The organism is Natronobacterium haloterrestre, from assembly GCF_900112205.1.
Classification (GTDB): Archaea; Halobacteriota; Halobacteria; order Halobacteriales; family Natrialbaceae; genus Natronobacterium; species Natronobacterium haloterrestre.
The window spans coordinates 126,723-147,368 of the sequence record NZ_FOKW01000004.1 but is presented as its reverse complement, the minus strand read 5'-3'; the positions used below and the strand labels follow the sequence as shown (position 1 = coordinate 147,368).

20 protein-coding genes are annotated in these 20,646 nt (G+C 68.5%); 7 read left to right on the top strand and 13 right to left on the bottom strand.

Going from position 1 to position 20,646, the window contains the following annotated elements; genetic code table 11:
• Window positions 1-6: 6 nt before the first annotated feature.
• The gene (locus BM113_RS09660) at window positions 7-1,677 is read right to left on the bottom strand and encodes a hypothetical protein (protein WP_089787485.1); all 1,671 of its coding nucleotides are present in this window, start codon (window positions 1,675-1,677) and stop codon (window positions 7-9) included.
• 163 nt (window positions 1,678-1,840) lie between these two features.
• On the opposite strand from BM113_RS09660, the gene BM113_RS09655 reads away from it, so the two are divergent.
• Window positions 1,841-2,107, top strand: a complete 267-nt coding sequence (locus BM113_RS09655) for a hypothetical protein (RefSeq protein ID WP_089787483.1) — start codon at window positions 1,841-1,843, stop codon at window positions 2,105-2,107.
• A gap of 120 nt (window positions 2,108-2,227) precedes the next feature.
• Here BM113_RS09655 and BM113_RS09650 read toward each other — a convergent pair whose 3' ends face one another.
• From BM113_RS09650 to BM113_RS09630, 5 genes are all read right to left on the bottom strand, one after another.
• A complete protein-coding gene (locus BM113_RS09650; protein WP_089787480.1) occupies window positions 2,228-2,950 on the bottom strand; it encodes a protein sorting system archaetidylserine decarboxylase in 723 nt (240 codons plus the stop codon).
• An 84-nt stretch (window positions 2,951-3,034) separates the two neighbouring features.
• Window positions 3,035-3,427, bottom strand: a complete 393-nt coding sequence (locus BM113_RS09645) for a response regulator (protein WP_007142574.1) — start codon at window positions 3,425-3,427, stop codon at window positions 3,035-3,037.
• A gap of 112 nt (window positions 3,428-3,539) precedes the next feature.
• Window positions 3,540-5,687 (bottom strand): PAS domain-containing sensor histidine kinase, encoded by a 2,148-nt coding sequence (locus BM113_RS09640; RefSeq protein WP_089787478.1) that lies wholly within the window; start codon window positions 5,685-5,687, stop codon window positions 3,540-3,542.
• Between the two features lie 80 nt (window positions 5,688-5,767).
• Window positions 5,768-8,671 (bottom strand): DEAD/DEAH box helicase, encoded by a 2,904-nt coding sequence (locus tag BM113_RS09635; RefSeq protein WP_089787476.1) that lies wholly within the window; start codon window positions 8,669-8,671, stop codon window positions 5,768-5,770.
• A gap of 48 nt (window positions 8,672-8,719) precedes the next feature.
• Window positions 8,720-9,202, bottom strand: coding sequence for a hypothetical protein (locus BM113_RS09630; protein ID WP_245758014.1), 483 nt, complete (start codon window positions 9,200-9,202; stop codon window positions 8,720-8,722).
• A 384-nt stretch (window positions 9,203-9,586) separates the two neighbouring features.
• Between BM113_RS09630 and BM113_RS09625 the strand changes: the two genes are divergently transcribed.
• The 3 genes from BM113_RS09625 to BM113_RS09615 all read left to right on the top strand — a co-directional run bounded on the left by BM113_RS09625 (window position 9,587) and on the right by BM113_RS09615 (window position 11,986).
• Window positions 9,587-10,618, top strand: a complete 1,032-nt coding sequence (locus BM113_RS09625) for a PGF-CTERM sorting domain-containing protein (protein WP_089787474.1) — start codon at window positions 9,587-9,589, stop codon at window positions 10,616-10,618.
• 98 nt (window positions 10,619-10,716) lie between these two features.
• Window positions 10,717-10,959, top strand: coding sequence for a DUF8149 family protein (locus tag BM113_RS09620; RefSeq protein ID WP_089787472.1), 243 nt, complete (start codon window positions 10,717-10,719; stop codon window positions 10,957-10,959).
• Between the two features lie 361 nt (window positions 10,960-11,320).
• Window positions 11,321-11,986 (top strand): NADPH-dependent F420 reductase, encoded by a 666-nt coding sequence (locus tag BM113_RS09615; RefSeq protein ID WP_281244010.1) that lies wholly within the window; start codon window positions 11,321-11,323, stop codon window positions 11,984-11,986.
• Between the two features lie 27 nt (window positions 11,987-12,013).
• Here BM113_RS09615 and BM113_RS09610 read toward each other — a convergent pair whose 3' ends face one another.
• The 4 genes from BM113_RS09610 to BM113_RS09590 form a co-directional block, all read right to left on the bottom strand.
• Entirely contained in the window at window positions 12,014-12,487 is a 474-nt protein-coding gene (locus BM113_RS09610) for a luciferase domain-containing protein (protein ID WP_089787468.1), read from the bottom strand.
• A gap of 305 nt (window positions 12,488-12,792) precedes the next feature.
• Window positions 12,793-13,143 carry a (2Fe-2S) ferredoxin domain-containing protein gene (locus BM113_RS09600; protein ID WP_089787464.1) on the bottom strand — a complete coding sequence of 117 codons (351 nt, stop codon included), beginning with the start codon at window positions 13,141-13,143 and terminating at the stop codon, window positions 12,793-12,795.
• Window positions 13,140-13,895 (bottom strand): CbtA family protein, encoded by a 756-nt coding sequence (locus BM113_RS09595; RefSeq protein WP_089787461.1) that lies wholly within the window; start codon window positions 13,893-13,895, stop codon window positions 13,140-13,142. The genes BM113_RS09600 and BM113_RS09595 overlap by 4 nt, the downstream gene beginning before the upstream one ends.
• Window positions 13,895-14,083: a CbtB domain-containing protein gene (locus BM113_RS09590; protein WP_089787459.1), complete on the bottom strand. Its 189-nt coding sequence runs from the start codon at window positions 14,081-14,083 to the stop codon at window positions 13,895-13,897. Before BM113_RS09590 ends, BM113_RS09595 begins: the two co-directional genes overlap by 1 nt.
• 366 nt (window positions 14,084-14,449) lie before the next feature.
• Here BM113_RS09590 and BM113_RS09585 point away from each other — a divergent pair, with 366 nt between their 5' ends.
• The gene (locus BM113_RS09585) at window positions 14,450-14,992 is read left to right on the top strand and encodes a cupin domain-containing protein (RefSeq protein WP_245758013.1); all 543 of its coding nucleotides are present in this window, start codon (window positions 14,450-14,452) and stop codon (window positions 14,990-14,992) included.
• A gap of 353 nt (window positions 14,993-15,345) precedes the next feature.
• The gene (locus BM113_RS09575) at window positions 15,346-15,750 is read left to right on the top strand and encodes a hypothetical protein (RefSeq protein WP_089787455.1); all 405 of its coding nucleotides are present in this window, start codon (window positions 15,346-15,348) and stop codon (window positions 15,748-15,750) included.
• Window positions 15,751-15,795: 45 nt separating this feature from the next.
• On the opposite strand, the gene BM113_RS09570 is transcribed toward BM113_RS09575, so the two are convergent.
• From BM113_RS09570 to BM113_RS09560, 3 genes are read right to left on the bottom strand one after another with little or no spacing between them, the layout of a single operon-like run.
• A complete protein-coding gene (locus BM113_RS09570) occupies window positions 15,796-18,288 on the bottom strand; it encodes a DEAD/DEAH box helicase (RefSeq protein WP_089787452.1) in 2,493 nt (830 codons plus the stop codon).
• Window positions 18,289-18,296: 8 nt separating this feature from the next.
• Window positions 18,297-19,793: a ribonuclease H-like domain-containing protein gene (locus BM113_RS09565; RefSeq protein WP_089787450.1), complete on the bottom strand. Its 1,497-nt coding sequence runs from the start codon at window positions 19,791-19,793 to the stop codon at window positions 18,297-18,299.
• A 51-nt stretch (window positions 19,794-19,844) separates the two neighbouring features.
• A complete protein-coding gene (locus tag BM113_RS09560; protein ID WP_089787448.1) occupies window positions 19,845-20,207 on the bottom strand; it encodes a thioredoxin family protein in 363 nt (120 codons plus the stop codon).
• A gap of 104 nt (window positions 20,208-20,311) precedes the next feature.
• Between BM113_RS09560 and BM113_RS09555 the strand changes: the two genes are divergently transcribed.
• Entirely contained in the window at window positions 20,312-20,542 is a 231-nt protein-coding gene (locus BM113_RS09555; protein WP_089787446.1) for a DUF8106 domain-containing protein, read from the top strand.
• The last annotated feature ends 104 nt before the right edge of the window (window positions 20,543-20,646 follow it).

Below are 20,646 nucleotides of genomic sequence, written 5' to 3'. Positions count from 1 at the left end.
TCGCCGTCACTCCAGTACGTACCGGTCGAACCGTTCGACAGCGTAGAGGTAGGCGACCGGCGGCGCGACCAGCCCCGCGACGAGGACGACCCACGCGGCGGTCTCGATCCCGGTCGGCGAGACGGTCGCTGCTTCCCCCAGCGGCGTCACCGCGAGCAGGGCGGCCGAGACCTCGGCGATGAGCGGCGCTGCCTCGGTGTAGAGCAGACCGGCCGCGCCGGCGGGGAGGACGATCCCCGCGGTGTAGACCACGAACGCGGACTTGCTCGGCATCACTGCCTCGCGGTTGTTGGTCACCGTGACGCTGCCGAACCGGGGGAACGCGGCCCCGACGCCGGCCGCCAGCGCCGGTGAGGCGATTGCCCCGATCGAAGTTCCGACGAGCAATGCGGCGGTCACCTCGAGCGAGAGGGGACTCGCGACCCCGGCACCGAGCGCGACGAGGACTGCGAGCGGGACGCCGACGAGCGAGCCGGCCAGCATCCGGCCGCGAACGGCGTCCCGGCCGGAGAGGGTCGAGGTCAGGACCGCGGGCAACGCCCGTCCGAGGTCGCCCAGCGGGTTGAGAGCGAAGAGGACGCCGGTGCCCCAGACCGCGTACAGACACAGCAGAACGGCGACATACGCCGGCAGTCGCCCCATCCGGATCACGTCCTGGACGAAAAACAGCGCGCCGAACAGCGGGTAGGCCGCGTAGGCGAGCCGGATCGGTGCTCGCCGCGTTCGGCGGATCGCGGTCACCGCCACGGTCCGCGCCGGCCGCGAGCCCACACGCGAAAGGGTACGTTCGAGGCGACTCGAGCCAGCCGTGCTCGAGCCGGAGACCGTCCCATCGGCGGTTCGCGCCGGATCGGCGAACCAGTGGACGCGGGCGGAAGGGACGGCAGCCGCGACGGCGACTCCAGCGATCCCCACTGCCCCGACGACGGCAGCCGCTGCAGCCACGCTCGAGCCCCCGACGTTCGGGACGGCAAGCAGGACGAGGTGCCCGGGCCAGCCGAGGGGGCCGTCGCCGAGCAGCGAGAACAGCTCCGCGGTGACGACGTCGAACCAGCCCGTCGCGATCGAGCCGAAGTATGCGACCGCGAGGACGACGAGCAGGGGCGTCCGGAAGCGAGCGATCGGCTCGTAGACGGTGATCAGGTGCCGAAACCAGATCCCGACGAGGAAGCCGACGGGGAGGGAACCGGCGAGCAGGACGACGACGAGCACCGGCGCGACGACGACCGGAAGCACCGTGCCGGCCCCGGACGCGAACGCGGCGGCGAAGACGATCGCCGCGGGCAGGAACCACAGCGAGAACAACACCAGTTCGGCCCCGATCACGCCCACGACGACGGAACGGAGCCGGGTCGAGACCAGCAGACAGGCCGGTTCGTCGACGTCGGCGACTGTCGTCACGGTCCGGATGGCGGCCATCAGGGTCAGGAAGAGCCAGCCGATGGCGGCCCCGCTGGTGGCGACGTCGGTCGCGGTCGCGACCGTCTCGGCGTCGAACTCCCCGGCGGCGATGGTCTCGCCCAGCGCGGGCAACAGAAGGAGGGCAACTGCTGTAATCGGGCCGAACGCCACCACCGCGATACCGGCCAGTACGAGGAGTTTCGTCCGGTCGCCAGCGACGGTACGGATCGTCCGCCGACACTCCGTGCGGGTGACCGCCGTCACCGGACCGCTCACTGTCGACCACCGCCGGGGCTCCGTCCGTCACATTCGGGGACCGGTTGCATGATCGCTAGCGCGTGATGCTTCCAGTAAACGTTTTGGATCGCTGTCACTCCTCGAGCGGACCGCTCGAGTTAGAACGCTGAAACTATACGGGTCGGCCGCCAATCCTCGGGCGATGGCCGGCTGGCAGATCGCCGCTCGGATCGGCGCGTACTCCGCGGGAGCGACGCTCGGGAGCCTCCTCGTCGCGTACGGGATTCGGGAGGTGCTGTTCGCGACGGGGCAGTCCTGGTATCGGTACGCTGCCGTTCAGGGAAGCGGCGCGTTGATCGCGTTCGTGGGCTGGGTGATCCTCTTGCTGACGTTCGTCAACCTGTACGGTGACCTGGCCGAATCGGGGGCCGAATCCGGGGTCGAGCGATCGAAACGCTCGAGTCGGTGAGCGACCGGACACCACGGGAGATGGTCTCGGTGTCTCATCGGGTCGGTCCAGGTTGGCTGTTCTCGACAGGCTTCGTTCGGCTCCGGGCGATTCCGTCGAACACCCGGTGAGAGTCGCCTTTCAGTACGCTTCGCTCGAGTGCGCTTCGCTCGAGTCGAGTACAACCGTCTCGCCGGCCGTCATCGAATCGCCGGGTTCGACCGCGAGGTCGTCGGGGTCGACGGACGGCGGGAACACGAGGTCGACGCGGCTGCCGAAGGCGATGTGGCCGAGTCGGTCGCCGCGCTCGAGGCCGTCTCCGGGGTCGACGTAGGGGAAGATGCGGCGGGCGAACGCGCCGGCGATGAGGGTAACCGTGGCGTCCCCGGCTTCGTCACCGTTCCCGTCCGCCTCGACGTCGTCCGTCCCCTCGTTTTCGTCCGTCTCGGGCTGCGGTTCGACCGCGACCGACGGCAACTCCGGCGAGTCCGTCTCGAGGCGCACGTGGACCCGTTCGTTGCGGTCCGACTCCTTCGAGAACGCGGGGCGGTTCGCCCCGGAGACGTGCTCGAGATCGGTGACGGTGGCTGTGAACGGTGAACGGACGACGTGGACGTGCCAGACGTTCATGAACACGCCGAGGCGGACGCGGTCGCCTTCCTCGCGGAGGACCGACACCGTGCCGTCCGCCGGCGAGACGACCCCGGTCGGGGGCGGCGTCCGCTCCGGATCGCGGAAGAACGCGAGCGTGCCGACGCCGACGGCCAGCGCGAGCAGGCTCGCGGCGACGCTGTACAGGAGCGCGAAGGGGGCGGCAAGCAGCGGAAAGATCGCGTACTTCCAGCCGCCCGGCGCGACGTTCATGTCCCAATCGAGGGGAGCGATTCGTATGGTCGTTACGGACGGCCCCGGTTCGATGGCGGTCGAGAGTCACGCCCGCTCGCCCGATCACTCGGCGGCCTCGATCGCCAGCCGGATCCGGTTCGCGAAGACGTTCATTTCCCCCGTCGCGTGGTTGCTCTTGCTGACGAACGCCGAGACCCCTGCCTCGAGCGCTTCCTCGACCAGCGGTTCGAGCGGGTTCCCGGTAAAGAGGATGAACGGGACCGACGCCCCGTCGACCGCCTCCTCGAGCGACGCCGCGAGGTGGATCCCGCTCTCGTTGAGGAGTTCGTAACTCGAGATGACGCAGTCGAACGTCGACGTATCGAAGACCGCGCGCGCTTCGTCCGCGGTCGCCACGGCTTCGACCTCGAACCCGTGTTTCCCCTCGAGCGCCTGGCTCACGTGTTCGATCATGAACTCGCTGTCTTCCACGAGGAGAACGGAGTACGATGACATTGAAAAGATAACTCTGCCGACTTCTCATAAATCGTTTGGCAACTCGAAATCGCTCTTTGTGGGCCTTCTGCGACCCGGAATGCGGGAATGAGGCGGAAAATTTCACCGATAATTACGGGATCGGATCGGGGCCGGACTCGACCCCGGGCAGCGTGACGGTCACCGCCGTCCACTCCCCGGGTTCGGACTCGACGCTGATTTCCCCGCCGTGTCGGTCGACGATCCGCCGTGCGATCGCGAGCCCGATTCCGGTGCCGTCCTCGACGTCGTGGCCACGGTCGCCACGCTGGAACACCCGGAAGATGCGGTCTCTCGCGTCCGGTTCGATGCCGATCCCCTCGTCGCGGACGGTGACCGCCCAGCGATCCCCGTCGCGGGTTGCTGTGACGTCGATCCGCGGCGGCTCGTCGCCGCTGTACTTGATCGCGTTGCTCACGAGGTTCTGGAAGAGCTGCCGGAGTTGGCTGGCGTCGCCCTCGACGACCGGCAGGGGTTCGACCGCGAGCTGGGCATCGCTGTCCGCGATCAGCACCCCGATGTCCGTCGTTACGTCCTCGAGAACGGCCTCGAGATCGACGGGTTCGAACGGCTCGCCCCTGGTGTCGATCCGCGAGTAGGCGAGCAGGCCGTCGATCATCTCCTTCATGCGATCGGCTCCGTCGACGGCGAACTCGATGAACTCGCGGCCGTCGGCGTCGAGTTCGTCGCCGTACCGGCGCTCGACGAGCTGGAGGTAACTCGAGATCATCCGCAACGGTTCCTCGAGGTCGTGGGAGACGGCGTAGGCGAACTGCTCTAACCGTTCGTTCGAGGCCTCGAGTTCGTCGACGGTTTCGTTGAGCCGGCGTTCGTACTCGCGGCGCTCGATCCCGGTCGCCAGCAGCGAGGCGACGCTCTCGAGGAAATCCAGGTCGTGGTCCGCGAACTCGTCGGGATCGGTCTCGGCGTCGTAGATCTCGAGGACGCCCCAGGGGTCGGCCGCGGAACCGATCGGGACGGCGACGGTGCTCGTCACCTCGTCCGCGGTTCCGGGCGGCTCGAAGCCGCTCGCGTCGAGGACGACGGGCTCGGTGGCCTCGAGCGCTTCGCGGGCGAGGGCCATTGCCGGGTCCGGCTCCGGCTCACTCGAACCCGCGCTTGCGCCCGCTCCTGTCGTGCCCTCGTTCGCGTTCGCGTTCGGGTTCGCGTTTGCGCTCGAGCGCTCGATAAGATCCGTACGCCCGGCGCTCGCACGCAGATGGAACCGCTCGGGATCGATCCGAGCCGCGTCCCCGCCGAGTTCGAACACCGCACAGCAGTCCGTGTCCAGCCCCGCGTCGACGAGTTCGGCCGCCTCCTCGAGGAGCGAATCGACGTCCGACGGATCCAGCGCCCGCTCTCCGAGGTAGGCGACCGACTCGAGCTGGGCGACCTTCTCCTTCAGGGCGCGTTCGGCCTCCCTCCGCGGCGTGATGTCCCGGAAGAGCCCGACGAAGTACCGCTCGCCCTCGTAGACGAAGTCGTTGATCGACACGCCGAGGGGGACCTCGTGCCCGTCCGCGTGCTGGCCCGGGAGTTCGACGTACGGCCAGTTCAGGTTCCGCTCGCCGGTCTCGAGGTACCGCTGGAGGGCCTGCAGGTGAGTCCGGCGCAGCCGCGGCGGAATGATGGTGACCTTGCTCGAGCCGACCAGTTCCTCCGGCGCGTGCCCGAGAATGCGCTCGACGGCGGGGTTCGCGTACCGGATGTCGCTGTCGGTATCGAGCACGATGATCCCGTCCGGGAGCGCGTCGGCGAGCGCACGGAACGTCTTCCCGTACGAGAGGTCGGCGTCCGCCGCCTGACTCGGCGCGGTCGACCCGTTCGAGGGACCCGGATCGGGGTCGACGATCCCGGCGATCCAGGACTCGTCGCCGCCCGGGCGGAACGGCTCGAGGTGGACTTCGGCCGGAACGACGGTGTCTGCCGCGGTTCGTATCGAAAGGCGTCGCGACGCCGGCTCGGCCGGGTCGTCGACCAGGGACGCGAGCGGGAGTTCCTCCTCGTCGAGGATCGACTCGAGCGGCCTGCCGCGGAGTTCGGAGCGGTCGTAGCCGGTCAACGACGCGAACGCCGCTGTCGCCTCGACGATCGTTCCGTCGGGCGTCGCGCGGAACCCGGTGACGTCGGCAGCCGACAGTAACCTGTCTACTCGAATGGGCGCGACCGCGGGAGCGGAGCGATCCGACTCGGAACGGTCGTCCCGCTCGTCCGACGGTCTCGAGGGTGGCCCGGATCCCATCGCCTCGGTTTATGAACGGTCGCAGGAAAAGAACACGGGTGCGGTTTCAAGCAGCCGGGTCGTCTCCTGCCGTCGGGAGTTCAGTCCCAGAACGACTGTGTCCGCGCGTACTCCCGTTCCTTCGAGAGGATATCCCGGTAGAACGCCGACTCGTCCTCCCGGAGCTTGTTGATGATCTGGGCGGCGTTGTGCGGGCCGACGCCGCGGGCCGCCATCGCGATCACCGCCTGCTTGCCGTGGCTCTGGACCAGACTCGCCGCACGGTAGGCCCGTTCGGTCATCTTCTCCTGTTCCTCGTCTTTCTCCTCGGCACGGACCGCCTGGACGACCTCGTCGGCCCACGGGTTCAGCGACGCGATCCGGGTCGACCCACACTCGGGGCACTCGGGCTGGTCGCGGACGCGTTTGACTTTCGTCTTGACCTTCCAGTCCTTGCAGTGGGTACACAGGAGGATGACCCGGTCGTTCTGCAGTCGCTCGCGGACGGTCTCGATGACGCTCGCATCGGCGTTCTCCGGCGCGAGCAGTTCCTTGCCGCCGGAGGAACGCCCGCCCTGTCCGACCGGGGTCCGGCCGCGGTGGGTCACGAGATCGATCTCGCCCGACTGGATCCCCTCCAGAACCGCGCTCGCGCGCTCGGCGTCTAAATCCTCGTGGAAGACCTCGCGGATCGCCTCCTCGTACATCGGGGTGTCCTCGAGGGCGGCCAGCAGCCGTTCGTTGGAGATCCGGCCCGACCCCTGGCCCTGCCAGCGCTTGAGCGCGCCGAACTTCGCGGAGACCTGTGCCAGCCGGAACGCCAGCGCGTCCGAGTTCTTCAGCCCGAGTTCGACGATCGTCTCGACGTGGTCGGGATCGGTCCCCTCGAGCACCTCCAGGACGTCGCTTGTCGCGATCGATGTCGGGACCTCGAGTTCGATCCGGTAGGGATCGGTCTCGAGGCCGACGGAGGAACCGGCCCGTTGCCCGAGCAGCGACGAGAGGACCCGTCCCAGCGTCTCGTTGGCGGTGTGGCCGAACGGCGCGTTGAGGACGATCGTCCGGCCCTGGCGCTCGAGGACGAGTCGCTTCGCCGTAGGCATCGGCGACTCGCTTTCGACCTGGCGCTCGAGTTGTTCGCAGGCCTCGCCGAGCGTATACTCGTCGGCCGGGTATCGGTTCGACAGTTCGCGGCCGACGGCCGTCGCGTCCGCGCCCGCCTCGAACTGCGGCCGTGCGACCTCGCGGATCTCGCCGACCTCGCCCGCGACGGCGGCGGGGACGGGGATTTCCTGGCCGATCCAGGAGGGGACCTCGCCGGCGGGGTCCTCGATCGGGCTGACCTTCACCCGGCCCTCCTCGTCGTCGATCTCGCTGATTCGCCACATCTCCCCGCGCTGGACGAAGACCTCGCCGGGTTCGGCGAAGTTGACGACGAACCGCTCGTCTAAGGTCCCGATCTGGCCCCCGGAGGCGATGTCGTGGACCTCGTAGGTCTCCTCGTCGGGGATCATCGAGAGGTTCGCGTAGACGTACTGCCAGGTGCCGCCGCTCGTCTCGATCCGGTCTTCGCCCTCGTCGAACCAGACGATTCGGTTGCGGTCGAGTTCGGAGACCACCTCCCGGAACGTCTCCTCCCGGAGGCGGCGGAACGGGTACGCCCGGGAGACGGTGTCGTAGGCCTCCCGGAGGTGGGTGTCCCCGCGACTCTGGACGATCCCCGGCACCTGGTTCGCGACGACGTCGAGGCTGCCCTCGTGGATCGCCGCCGGTTCGACCTCGCCCTCGCGGGCGCGGCGCGCGATCGACAGCGCCTCGAAGGTGTCGTCCGGCCGGGTCGTGACGATGGTCCCGCTCGAGACCTCGTCCTGGCGGTGGCCGGCGCGGCCGATTCGCTGGAGCAGCCGGGTAACCTGACGGGGGCTCTTGTACTGAATGACGTGATCGACGCTGCCGACGTCGATCCCCAGTTCCATCGAGGACGTACAGAGCAGCCCGTCCAGTTCGCCCGACTTGAACCGGTCTTCGACGTCGATCCGGGCCTCCTTCGAGAGCGAGCCGTGGTGGACGCCGATCGGCAGGTCGAGTTCCTTGAACCGCGAGCCAAGCGCCTCCGCCGTCTGGCGGGTGTTGACGAAGATCAGCGTCGACTCGTGTTCCGCGACGAGATCGCGGATCAGCCGGACGTGGCTCGCCGTGTCGGGTTCGGTCATCAGTTTCCCGGCGAGTTCCTCGTCCTCACTGGTGATCTCGGGCTTGCGGACCTCGACGTCGACGTTGCTCCCGACGTCGATCTCGCGGATCTCGCACGGCCGACCGCCGGTGAGGAACCCGGCTACCTCCCCGGGGTCGCCGACCGTCGCCGAGAGTCCGATACGCTGCATCTCGCCCGCGAGGTCCCGCAGCCGCTCGAGGCCGATCGCCAGCTGGGCGCCGCGTTTCGAGGCCGCGAGTTCGTGGACCTCGTCGATCACGACGTGGGAGACGTCCTGCAGGGCCTCCCGCAGGCGTTCGCCCGTCAGCATCGCCTGCAGCGTCTCGGGGGTCGTGATCAGGACGTCGGGGGGGTCCTCGGCTTGCTTGCTCCGCTGGTAGTCGGTGGTGTCCCCGTGGCGGACGTCGACCTCGAGGTCGAGGTAGTCGCCCCACCACTCGAGGCGCTCGAGCATGTCGCGGTTCAGCGCCCGCAGCGGGGTGATGTAGAGCGCGCCGAACCCCTCCGGTGGCCCAGCGTCGGGGGTTTCCGCCGGCGAGGATCGCCTCGCCGTACTCGCCTTCTCCTCGCCCTCGCCCTCGCCGGCGACGAGATCGTCGAAGACGGGCAACATCGCCGTCTCGGTCTTGCCGCTCCCGGTGGGCGCGATCACGAGGGTGTTCTGCCCGGCGGCAAGCGGCGGAATCGCCACCTGTTGTGGCGCCGTCGGCGTGGAGAATCCGCGTTCGGAGAGCGCACCGCGAACCGTCGATCCGAGGCGTGTAAAGGCCGCGACGTCCCCGTCTGTCATCAACCGGCCTACGGGCGAGCGGCGGATAAGGGCCACGCTCTCGGGGGATTACTCGTTTCTCCCCTGCTCGTCGCCTTCTTCCTCGTCGCCGTCGCTTTCCTGCTCCCCCTCGTTCGCACCCTCGAGGTCGTCCTCGTCGTCGATCAGTTCCTCGGCGACCTCCTCGTCGACGGCCATCTCGCCCGGCTCCGGCACCTCCTCGTCGGCCCGCTCGGCGATCTCCTCGGGGGATCGCTCGCCGTCGGTGACGTCGATCGAGGTCTCCACGTCGTCGATCGGATCCGTTCCGTCGGTGTCTTCCGTTTTCTCCTGTGCTCGCCCCTCGTTCTCGCCCCGATCACCGATGGGGATCGGACGGAACTCGTCGGAGACGGCGTCGGCAGTCTGTTCCCGGAGTTCCTCGGCCGACGGCGCGCGGTCCCGCACCTCGTCGACGGACGGCACTGCACGGTCGCTCACGTATCGCGAGACGAGGTAAGCGACGGCAACGGAGCCGGCCGCGAGGAGGAGCAGGCGTCGGAGGCCTGACACTGAGCCTGACCCTGAGCCTGACCCCGACCCCGATCCCGACCGCTCGCGATCGTCTGTCGATTGCCCGCCGGTCGATTCCTGGTCCCGTACTGGGAGTCGAATACGCATCGACATCCGTACACCCTCGAGCGGAAAGTCGATTGGGGTGGGTACGCAAGGATCCCGAAATTCTCAATTTTCGAGAAATCGCCGGGTATGTGGCCCCTACGCGCCGTTACGCGGCTCATATATACGGCAGATAACTCGGTATTTCGTTCACATGACAGCTCCCCAACGACGACTGTCACGGATTCCAAACGGTCCGGCGTCCCTTCCGGATCGACGCGTTCCGTCCGCGACTGGCGACGCCCTCCCGTCGGTCACACGCGCCGAGGTGATCACGAAATGAGATCGGTCCTCTCCGATCGCGCGCAGTCGACCCTCGCGACGGCGCTTTTCGTGGGCCTCGTCGCCGTCGTCTTCGCGAGCATCGTCGCGATCGGTGCCGTCGCCGGCGCACCCGCCCCCGACTCGAGCGCGGACGACGGGGCGTCGCTCCCGGCCGCGGCCCAGTTGCAGGACGGCGTCAGCGAAGAGGAGTACGTCGAAGAAGTCCCCGAGGAAGGTGACCCGTACTTCGAAGCCGCCGCCAACGACGGCAGCTGGATCAGCTACATCAACCCGCGCGACGAGTACCGCAGCCCGTATCTCGGCGACGGCTCCGGGAAGATCTGCGTCACGCTGCTGAACGAGAACGGCGACCCCGTCGTCGGCGAGAGCGTCCCGGCCGCGACGGTGACGGTCCCGACGGGCGACTCCCTCGAGTGGCACGACGGAGCCGACCCGTTCACGGTCGAGTACCCGCTGACCGAGAACTACGAGCGGCCGCTCGACGCCGACCAGTTCGGCACGAACGAGAGCCTCCCCCAGGGCAGCGGCTACCTCGATTCGCACTGCATCGAGTTCCACGGCCTGCCGGAAGACGGGACGATCGAGTACGGCGAAGCGCAGATCGAGGGCGAGGACGCGGAAGACATCGAACTCGTCGGGTACATCCAGAAAGCACACGACACCTGGGAGACCGACATCGACCCGCTCGAGGCCGCCGAACCCTACGAACAAGCGGGCGGCTGGACCTACTACGAGGACGGCTCACACGGCCAGGCGGTCGTCGTACTCCAGTTAGACGGTGACGTCGACGAGGACGGCAGCGACGGTGGGGACGACGGAAACGACGGATCGAACGCTGGGGATGACGAGGATGATAACGGCACCGACACCAGCACCGGCACCGACGACGGTGACGGCGACGACGGCGACACCGACGACGAGACGACCCCCGCGACCGCCGAAGCCGACGACGTGCCCGGATTCGGCCCGCTCGTCGCGGTCGTCGCCCTGGCGTCGGCCCTCCTCGCCCGACGCGTGGCGGGGTGAGTCCACACCCGTCCGCGAACGGGACCGCGCACACGACGACCGGATCGGGCCGAGCGGAACCAATTAGATTTTGACGGTAGCCGCGAGACATCCATCAAATGGCTCCCACCGATACCGATCCCGACGGGGACGGGTCCGAGGACGATCCACGCGTCCCGGTCGTCTGCCCCGAGTGTGAAACGACCTCCCGGGTCCCCCTGTCCGATCTGGCCGACTCGATCGAGCGCCACAATCAGCAGCTTCACGACGGCGAGGACGTCGCCGAGGTCGATCCCGACGTCGCCGAGAGCATCGCCGACCTGATCGCGACAGACCTCGGACTGCTCGAGGAGTCGGACTGAGACCGATCCGCCGGCCGAATCACCCGGTTTCCTAACTCTGGCAGCTTCCTCCGGTACGGCTACGGCGAGATGCCACACGTCGGCCGGATCAGTCGGCCGGGGTGCGAAGATCGGTACGCCAGCCGAGATGGTCCCGACGGGCGAAACGAGGTGAGCGACGCTGCGGGCGATCAGCGAGGTCGATACTTCACGACGGATGCAGCGCGTCGAAACGGAAACGACAGCCCCTCTCGGGGTCCGGCCCCGTGAAGCTACCACGATCCTCCCCTGATTTCCGCGGCGACAGATCCGGCGTCTTCCCCGATTCTTTCCGTGTCGGTGGGAGCGACTCGCTGGTAGCGTTCAGTCACCCCTGTCGGCAGTGTCGCGACCGGAAACTCGAGACGGACGGGCGAGAACCAATACGGGTGCCCTCGTAGAGGCAACTCGAACTATGAACGTCGGGATCATCGGGACGGGAGCCGTCGGACGGGCGCTCGCTGAGGGGTTCAGGGCCGTCGGACACGAACACGACGTCGTTCTCGGATCACGGAACCCGGAGACGGTAGAGGGAACCGACGCGGAAGTCACGACACAACGCAGGGCCGCCGAACGGGGTGACGTCGTCGTCCTCGCGGTTCCCGCCCGCGTCGTCGCTGACGTCGCGGCCGACCTGCGGGACGCCCTCGCGGACAAACCCGTGGTCGATGCGGCCAACGAATATCCGTCGGCGACGTCGGAGCCCTCGCTCGCGGCGCAGGTCGCCGACGCGACACCGGACTCGAGCGTCGTGAAGGCGTTCAATACGATCGGCGCGAACCGCATGACCGACCCGGTCGTCGACGGCGAACGCGCGACGATGTTCCTCGCCGGCGACGAGGACGCCCTGGGGACGGTCGGGGCGCTCGCACGTGACCTCGGGTTCGAACCGCTCGTAGCAGGCGACCTCTCGGCGGCGGCTTATCTCGAGGACCTCGCCCGGTTCTGGATCCACCTCAGCCGGGAGTACGGCCGTGACATCGCGTTCCGACTCCTCCAGGAGGGTTGACAGCGCCGGTAGCGGGACGTTTCGTCGCTATTCCTCGGGCGTGCCGGCCCGTCCGGGACGCCGCCGCTCGACGGCCGTCCGAACGGAGTCGCTGGGCTCGAGCGCGTCGAGTTCGGCCTCGACGTCCACGTCGGCGTACGCTTCGGCACCCGCGGGGGTCTTCTTGAGGACGTTGACGTGATACAGATACGAGAGGCGAACGAGCCACCGCGCGTGGTCGTAGTCGTCGGGGTCTTCGACGTAGAACGTGGTCCAGCCGGATCCATCCAGCAGGTGGTGGACGCCGGTCTGTCCCTCCTCGACGAGGGCGTCGCGCAGCGCCCGGAAGTACGCGATGTCCAGCATCCCCCACGCGTGGACGTGCCCGATCTCGCGCGGCCCGACGCGCCATTCGGTGCCTCCGAACCGGTGCTCTCCGACCGTCACTCCCGGCCAGGAGCCGACCTCCTCGACGAGTTGCGTAACCGTTTCCTCGATCCCCCTGCGGTTTCCCCCAGACATGCGACTAGTTCGTCCAGGGAGCGTATAGCTCTTCTCGGAACTCCCGCGTGGGGCGCCGATCTCCGCAGCAACCACTGGTGCGGATCGACAGTCGATCCGACTCGTGTCGGGAGCCTGAGACCAGGGAGGATGCCGTCGGTGCCTGTAGTGATCGGATACCGGTAGCACCGGGTCACGGTGGGAAAGCCGGCAACGAGTTCCTCGAGGGTTCACGCGCCAACGGCGAGCGAAACGGCAGCGACAACGGGAAATCGGGAGAAGGAGTCGACCGGTTGTCCGAAAACGAGTTTCGACTATGACGGACGCTACGGGACGCCCCCATCGACGGCTCGCTCGTCGATCGACTCGGCCTCGGGACCGAACTCCCGCTCGAGCAGGTCGGGGATGTCCGCAGGCGTCACGTCGGCGTACCACTCGTCGCGGGGCTGGATCGCGACCGCCGTTCCGTCCTCACTACAGAGGCCGAGACACGCTGTCTCGGTGACGGCGATCGGCGACCAGAAAGCGTTCCGGTCGCGGAGCCACGACTCGACCGCCGCGACGACCTCGTCCGCACCGACGTCCGCACAGCAGGCGTACTCCGAGTCGCGATCGTTCGTACAGACCAGCACCTGTGCTCCGATTCGATCGCGCTGTTGCTCGGTGCGCCGGTTCATGCCGCCACTGGGTGGTCGTCCTCGAGGGCGGCCGTTCCGTCGGTCGACTCCACGTGGTCGGTGAGCCACGAGAAACTCCCCGCCACGATCGCCCAGACGGCGGCCTGACTCAGGACGGTAAGCCCTCTGAAGGTGGTCACGAGTTCGGCCGGCATCGCCCCGGCGGTCGTAATCGTCGGCGTCAGGGTGGGGACGATCGCGACGGTTGCGACCACCGGCGCCCCTGCGACGACGAGACCGTAGTACCGGCTCCCGGTTCGTGCCGTCGTTCGCTCGTAGCCGAGGATCGCCGTGGCCGCGACGACGGCACCGAGGACCATCAGTCCGGCATAGATCACGAGCCGCGGGTTCGGCCCGAGCGACTGTTCGGCACCCGGTGTCGCCGGCGGGAGGACCAGCCACGGGGTCACGGAGACGGTCAGGAATCCGGCACCCGCGAGTACGTACGCGGAGACGCGCTCCGTCCCGGGTAGCGCTGGCTCGAGGAAGTAGAACGTCAGCGCGAACAGACCGCCCAGGAAGATTCCCCACAGCACCCCGCTGCCGACGCTGACGACCTCCGTCGTGGCCTCGCTGACTGCGTGGGCGTGTGCGGGATCAGCCGCGTGCCCGTGATCGTGTTCTCCGGCGTGGTGGGACACGGTTTCCATATACTCGATCAGGGGGTTCGCCACGACGGCCATGTAAACTCCGTAAAGGAGGCCCGCGATAGCCCCCGCGACGACACCCCGCTGGAGGTAGTCGACCAGCATCAGTGACAGGTGATCCCGGCACCGTGGCGGAAGTTGTGCATCGCATCGTGAGCGATCGGTTCCTGAAGGAACAGGAGCGTGAATCCGATCGCGGCCGCGAAGACGAGAATCGCCGCTAGCTGCATCGGTGTGAGATCCGTCCGGGCCGTTTCGATTCGATCGTGAACGGTATCGTTCGTCACTGTCATAAACTCAGGTTTCACTACAAAAAGTCAGATTGTAAAAGTTCCGGTGCCTCCCGTCCGGGCCGTTCCGCATCGCGGCGGAGTACCCATCGGCCGTCGGCTCCATGATCCGGCCACTCGAGCACGAACCTCCGGAAGCTGGATTCCGCTCGGTCGGGCTAGAGAAATATCCTTCTCCTAACACATAACCCGATCCCGCTGCTACTATCATTCGCCCGGCGCAGGGCGCGACCACGCGACGTAGTGGTCGGTGAGCGACGAAAGAAGCGGAGATGGCGAAACGGCAAACCGGATCTCGTGGGTGGCACCAATGATCACAACGCGCAACACGGACTGCAAGCCCGACCGTACCGGGCCGGAGGGGACAGCATGACGGCCAAAGAACACAGGGAACCGAACCGCGTGCTCGATTTCGGGGAGTTCCCCGGCCGCTGGGAGATCACGCGTTCGACCGAGGACACGAACGGCGAGCTACTGGAGATGCGATTCGAGATCGAATCCGTCCCCGAGGAGGGGCCGTTCGTCCACACCCATCCACACGCCGAAGAACGCTACGAAGTGCGCTCCGGCGTGCTGGAAGTGTACGTGGACGGTGAATGGACGGACGTGTCGGCCGGTGAAGAACACACGGTCCCACCGGGAACGCCGCACACCTTCAGGAACAAGACGCCCGTGGAACTCATCAACGTCCACGAGCCCGCGTTACGGCACGAGGAGTTCTTCCGGAGGTTCCATCGCCTCGTGACGGAGCGAGGCGTGTCGTTACCCCCGGACGGCTTCGACGACGTCGTACTGTTGGCGATGCTGACGACGGAACACGAGGGGGACATCCGTGCGGTAAACCCACCACACTGGGCGTTCAAGGGCCTGGCTGGCCTCGGGCGCTTGCTCGGTTACGATCTCCCCGGGTGATCGGCGACGCCGACGCTGGTCCGCGCCGATGGCCGCTGCCCGCCACGCTGGTGCCCTCCGTTCTCACCGACGGAACTGCGGGCAGACGTTTTATCGCCTCGAGTCCGTACGGAACGGGTATGACCCGTTCCACGCACAGGTGCGTCTGCGGCGCCCAACTCAGGTTCAGACAGGACATGGAGAAGGAACCGGGTGCAGCCTCCCCCACCTGGAAGTGCAAGGACTGTGGAACCCCGGTTCCGGGGACGGTCGCGGAGAAGATCAGCCACCAGCACCCGTCCTGACGGGGCGCCGGTGCGACGGTCGCGCGGCGATCCCGATGCTTCTTGAGCGGTCGCCGACTAGGGACGCGTATGACTCCGGACGCGAACGAGAACGATGGCGACGCTGGTTCCGGGGCCGATGTCGATCCAGACCCCGACCCCGAGCCCGACCAAACCACTGGCCGGTCCCCCACACCCACCGGCTTTCGGAGCTTCGAGGCGGAGTCGCCCGGCCCCGACTGGCTCGAGCCGGAGGACGAGGAGATCCTCGCGGTGCTGCGGGAGGACCACAACTTCGCGCCGAGCCACGCGGCCGAGGCGGACGTCTGTCGCGGCCCAGTGGCCAGCCACCGCTGTCGCGAACTGGCGAAACGGGGGCTCCTGAAGAAGGTGGCGACGGGGATGTACGACGTGACGGACCTGGGGGAACGGTTCCTCGACGGGGAGGTCTCGCTCGAGGAGCTGGCCGCCGAAGCCGACGAAGTGAGCGAGTAACGGGGCTGCGCCCCAGAGACCTTTCTCCCCGTCGATCGACCCCGATCAGGAGACCGACGCCGGTGGCCGACGCCTCCCGTCGTCGCCCTCGCTCGTCTCCCCCGAGGCGGCCGTCGGCTCGAGATCGGCCGGCTCCGCCCCGCGTTCGCCGAGCAGGGCGTCGATCACGTCGGTCGCTGCGGGGCCGTACAGCGGCCGGTTGTCGTTCCCACAGCGGTCGCTCATGAGACAGGCCGGACACCCCTCGTCGCGGCCGCAGTCGCAGTCGACGATCAGCTCCCGGGCGCGGCGGGCGACGTCCTCGAATTCCTCGTAGATCCGCCGGGAGAACCCGAGTCCGCCCTCGACCCCGTCGTAGATGAACCAGCCGCTGGTGTCCGGCGCGTCGGGCAGTCGGTTCGTCGCGAGCCCGCCGAGGTCGTTCGAGTCGACGGTCAACTCGAGGGGCGCGACGCCGATCATGGCGTGTTCGATCGCGTGGATGCCGCCGAGGTAGCCGTGGAGCCGGGGCGGGAGGTCGACGCACTCCTCGTTGCGGTAGTCGGAGTGGGTCTCGGTCACCGCCCGTTCGACCCCGGTCGGCACCTCCGCCCAGCACAGCTGGGTTCGCATCTCGACCGGCGGGACGCCGGTCTCGAGGCCGGTCTCGAGTACCTCACCGGTTTCGACGTCGCGTTTGGTGTATGTGGGGTAGCGGACGGTGACGGTGCCGTAGCCCCAGTTGAGGCGGAACCCGTTCCCGTCGGCGACGTCGACCGCCCGCGACTCGCGGACCTCGGTGTCGTGGATCGCCACCTGCCGCTGGGACTGGGTGTAGTAGTCGACGTCCGCGGGCTCGAGTTCGACGAACGGCTGCGGTCGATCGGCCCGGAGTTCGCGCACCTCGTACCGGTCGCCCCGGTAGAGCACCGTCGCGCCCTCGTGGTAGTCCCGGTACGCACGGGCCTCGCCGATCGGCTCGTGGTCGATCGAACCCTCGCCGGCCACGCGGACGTCGAACGTCGTACCGCCGGTGGCGTAGAGGCTGATATCGTCCTGGGGGCGGTCCCGCCGGGCGTAGGTCACCCCGCCGGCGAGCGATCCCTCGAGGTCGCCGGTCTTGCGTCCGTACGCGACGGCCCGCTCGAGGCGGTCGCGTCCGCCGAAGGGGTCCGCGTCGTCGCGGGTCACCGGCAACTCCTGGGCCGCACAGCGGAGGTGTTGCAGGAAGACTGGGTGGTTCTCGAGGTCGACGACGGCGTCCTCGGGGTCGTTCTCGAACAGGTACTCGGGATGGCGGCTGACGTAGCCGTCGAGGGTGGCCTGGTCGGGGACGAACACCGAGAGGGCGTCCCGGGTTCCGCGTCCGGCGCGGCCGATCCGCTGCCAGAAGGAGCTTCGCGAGCCGGGATAGCCCATGAGCACGGTCCCGTCGATCCCGCCGACGTCGATCCCGACCTCGAGGGCGCTGGTGGTCGCGACCCCGTCGAGGTCGCCGGACTTCAGCCGGCGTTCGGTCTCGCGGCGCGACCGTTTGCCGTGGCCCGCGTTGTACGGCTCGAGGGCGACGCCGCCGGCGTAGGGCAGCGTCGGGTGCTCGACGAAGTCGGTCGCGCGGTCGACGGCCAGTTCGGTCGCCTTGCGGGAGTCGCAAAACAGCAGCGAGGGGACGCCGTGGTAACAGCAGTGGGCCCACAGCTCCGGTGCTTCGACGGTCGCGGGCCGCTTGCTGGGAATCCCGTCGTCGTCCCCGCTTCGTTCGGGCGGCTCCCAGAACACGAGGTGCCGGCGGCCCCTCGGGGAGCCGTCCTCGTCGATCACCGTCGCCGGCTCGCCGGTCAGCGCCGCGGCGTGGTCGCCGGGGTTGCCGATCGTCGCGCTGGTCAGGACGTACTGGGGGGCGCCGCCGTACCAGTCGATCACGCGCCGGGCCCGCCGGAGGATCCAGGCCGCGTGCATGCCGCTGATCCCGGTCCAGGAGTGGGCCTCGTCGACGACCACCAGTTCGCAGTTCGCGTGGAACCCGGCCCAGCGGTGGTGCCCCTCGAGGTACTGGTTCAGCCCCGCGACGTTCGTGATGACGACGTTCGCCTCCTCGCGGATGCGGGCCTTGTCGCCGGGGTCGGTGTCGCCGTCGTAGACGCCGACGGTCAGGTCCAGTCCGAGGTCGTCGAACAACTCCGCGAGTTCCCGCCGCTGGTCGCGGCTGAGCGCCTTGGTGGGGTAGACGAGCAACGCGCGGACGTCCGGGTTCTCGAGGGCGCGACGGGCGATCTCGAGGCCGTAGACGTAGGTCTTCCCCGACGAGGTGGACGTCGAGACGCAGACGTTCTCGCCGGCGGAAAGCGACTCGAGGGCCTCGGCCTGGTGGCTCCAGAGGTCGACGGGGAGCCGCGCGGCGAGCGTCGGGGGGAGGACGTCGCCGGGCGGGACGTGGTCGGCCGACCGTGCGGGGATCGTGATCCGCTCGCGGATCTGGCCGCGATAGCGGTCGGTCGGGTAGCTGTCCCGGAGATCGTCGGGGGTGAGCGCGAGGTCGTCGGCAGTGCGGTCGTCCATGGCTGGTGTCAGAAATCGGTGAGTCCGGTCTGGGTCGTCTCCCGCTCGTCGTGCGATTCGTCCGTCGTTTCCGCCGTTACAATAGCGTCGTACACGGCCGCCAGTTCCCGAACGTCGGCCTCGCAGTAGCGGCGGGCGCGCTCCCAGTCGACGCCGACGGCGTCGGGTCCGTCCGCGGCACCGGCACCGGCACCGGCACCGTCGGCCTCGAGCAGCCGACGGATCCGCGTCCCCAGCGTTCGGCCGTCGATCGCCGCGACCTCGGGGCCGCGGTCGCAGTCCAGCGCCGCGGCCACGTCGCCGAGGCGGTTCGTTCGCCCCGGCAGGACGGCGTTGTCGCCCCGGACCGCCCAGTCGTAGGGGTCGTACGTCGAGACGTGCTCGCGCCAGTACTCCCGGAACCCGGGCGCGTATTTCGCGACGAACCGCTCGAGGTGGGGGAAGTCGAACTCGTGGCCGTTCCAGGCGACCAGCGCGGGCCGGTCGTACTCGGCGGCCAGCCAGTCGACGAACTCGCGGGTCGCGCGGCCGGGGTCGTCCCGCGATGGATCGCGGTCGGCGAAATCGACGTAGGCGCCGCGGTCGGGATCGTAGACGCCGATCAGGGGGATCACCGTCGGATGGAGACCGTCCGTCTCGATGTCGACGAAAAGCGGCGTGGCGTCGGCGGGCGGAACGGGGTCGTCGGTTCGGCGTACGACTCTGCCCTCGGCGACGGCCCGTGCGCTCCCGCGGATCGTTTCGGCTGTCGCGGTCCCGATCCCGCGGACCGACCGGAGGTCCGCGAGCGCGGCCTCGGCGACCGCATCTCGGTCGTCGTAGCCGGCTGCACGGAGTCGATCCGCCGTTTCGGGACCGACGCCCTCGAGGGCCGTCAGGCCGAACCGGTCGGCCGGAACGGACGAGACCGCGACCGACCCGTCCGGACCGCAGGCGAGGCAGGCGAGTTCGGCGGCCCCGGCACGACGGATCGGGCCGACGCCGCGGACCGGGAGTCGAACGCGGCTCCCGTCGACCGTCGCCGTCCACACGTGGTCGTAGCCCGCCTCGAGCGCGCCGGTGAGGACGGTCGGACCGCCGTCGCCCGCCCGCTCGTCAGCTACCCGCGCTCGGTACGCCGCGATCGCCTCCCGTCCAGCGAGGTCGACCTCGAGCGAGACGGCGTCCGTGCGAGTCTCGATGGCGTCACAGACGACGTAGTCGGCGTCCGCGGGCGGGTCGTCCGCAGAGTCCGTCAACTGCTCGGGGGCGTCCGCGAAGAGAAAGCGGATCCCGGCGACGGTCTCCACTCTCCAGCCGTCCCGCCGAGGGTCGTCGGCGCGGACGACGGGGCCGTCGAACGCGCGCCGGAACCGGCTCGCGATCCGTGGGTCGAACCCTTCCCGGAGCACGTAGACGAGGTCGGGGTCGAAATACTCGAGGGCGTCCGACAGCGCCGGGTCGCCCCGCTCGGCGAGGGTCTCGCAGCGAACCGCGAGCAGGGTCGCGCCACCTCGAGTCGTCACACGTGGTGGGTTCGGGCGGGGAGGCTTAAGATTTCGTGGACGCGGGCGCGGTTAGGCTGTACTCGCCCCGTCGACCGCGTCCGGGGCGTGGTCCGCGAGAAACGAGGTGAGTTCGTCGCCGCCGACGAAGCCGTCGGCCAGGTGGGCAACACGTTCCCCGTCGCGGAATACGACGAGGGCAGGCACGGACTGGACCTCGAATCGCTCGACGAGTCGCGGGTCGTCGCCGAGGTTGACGAGGCCGACGGGGACGCCCGTCGAACGGGCGACGTTGCCGAGTACCGGCTCCATCGCCTGGCACTTCGGACAGCCACTCGTGAACAGTTCGACGAGCGCGACGTCGTGGTTCGCGACGAACGCGTCGAGTTCGTCGGCGTCCTCGAGCCGCTGTGGTCTGGTTTCGGGGTCGGTCATACCCAGCGTAGGGGGCGACCGCTGAAACGGCTGACGGGTAGCGCGACGCACCGGATTAACCGTTATAAAAAGGGCCTATACCGCTCGAGCCCGTACTATCGGTGATGACACGATCCGCCCCTTCGACCGACGACGCCGCCCCGTCGGATCGTCGCAAATCGGTCCTGTTCTGCTGGGCGTGCGCTCACGCGAGCACCATCGACGGCGACTGGATTCGCCGCTCGAGCGATGGCGTCGTGGAGTACGTCTGTCCGGTCTGTGATACGACGATCGACGAGCGACCGGGCCACGAACGCACGGACGGTGGCCCCCGGCGCCCCGTCCCGTCCAGATAGATCCGGCCGATCAGCGACTCGTCGAGACGTTTCTCGAATTTCGCGCCTCGTTTTCCGACGCACTCCGACCGCGCTCGCAGATATTGCCACACGGGTTTACAGCC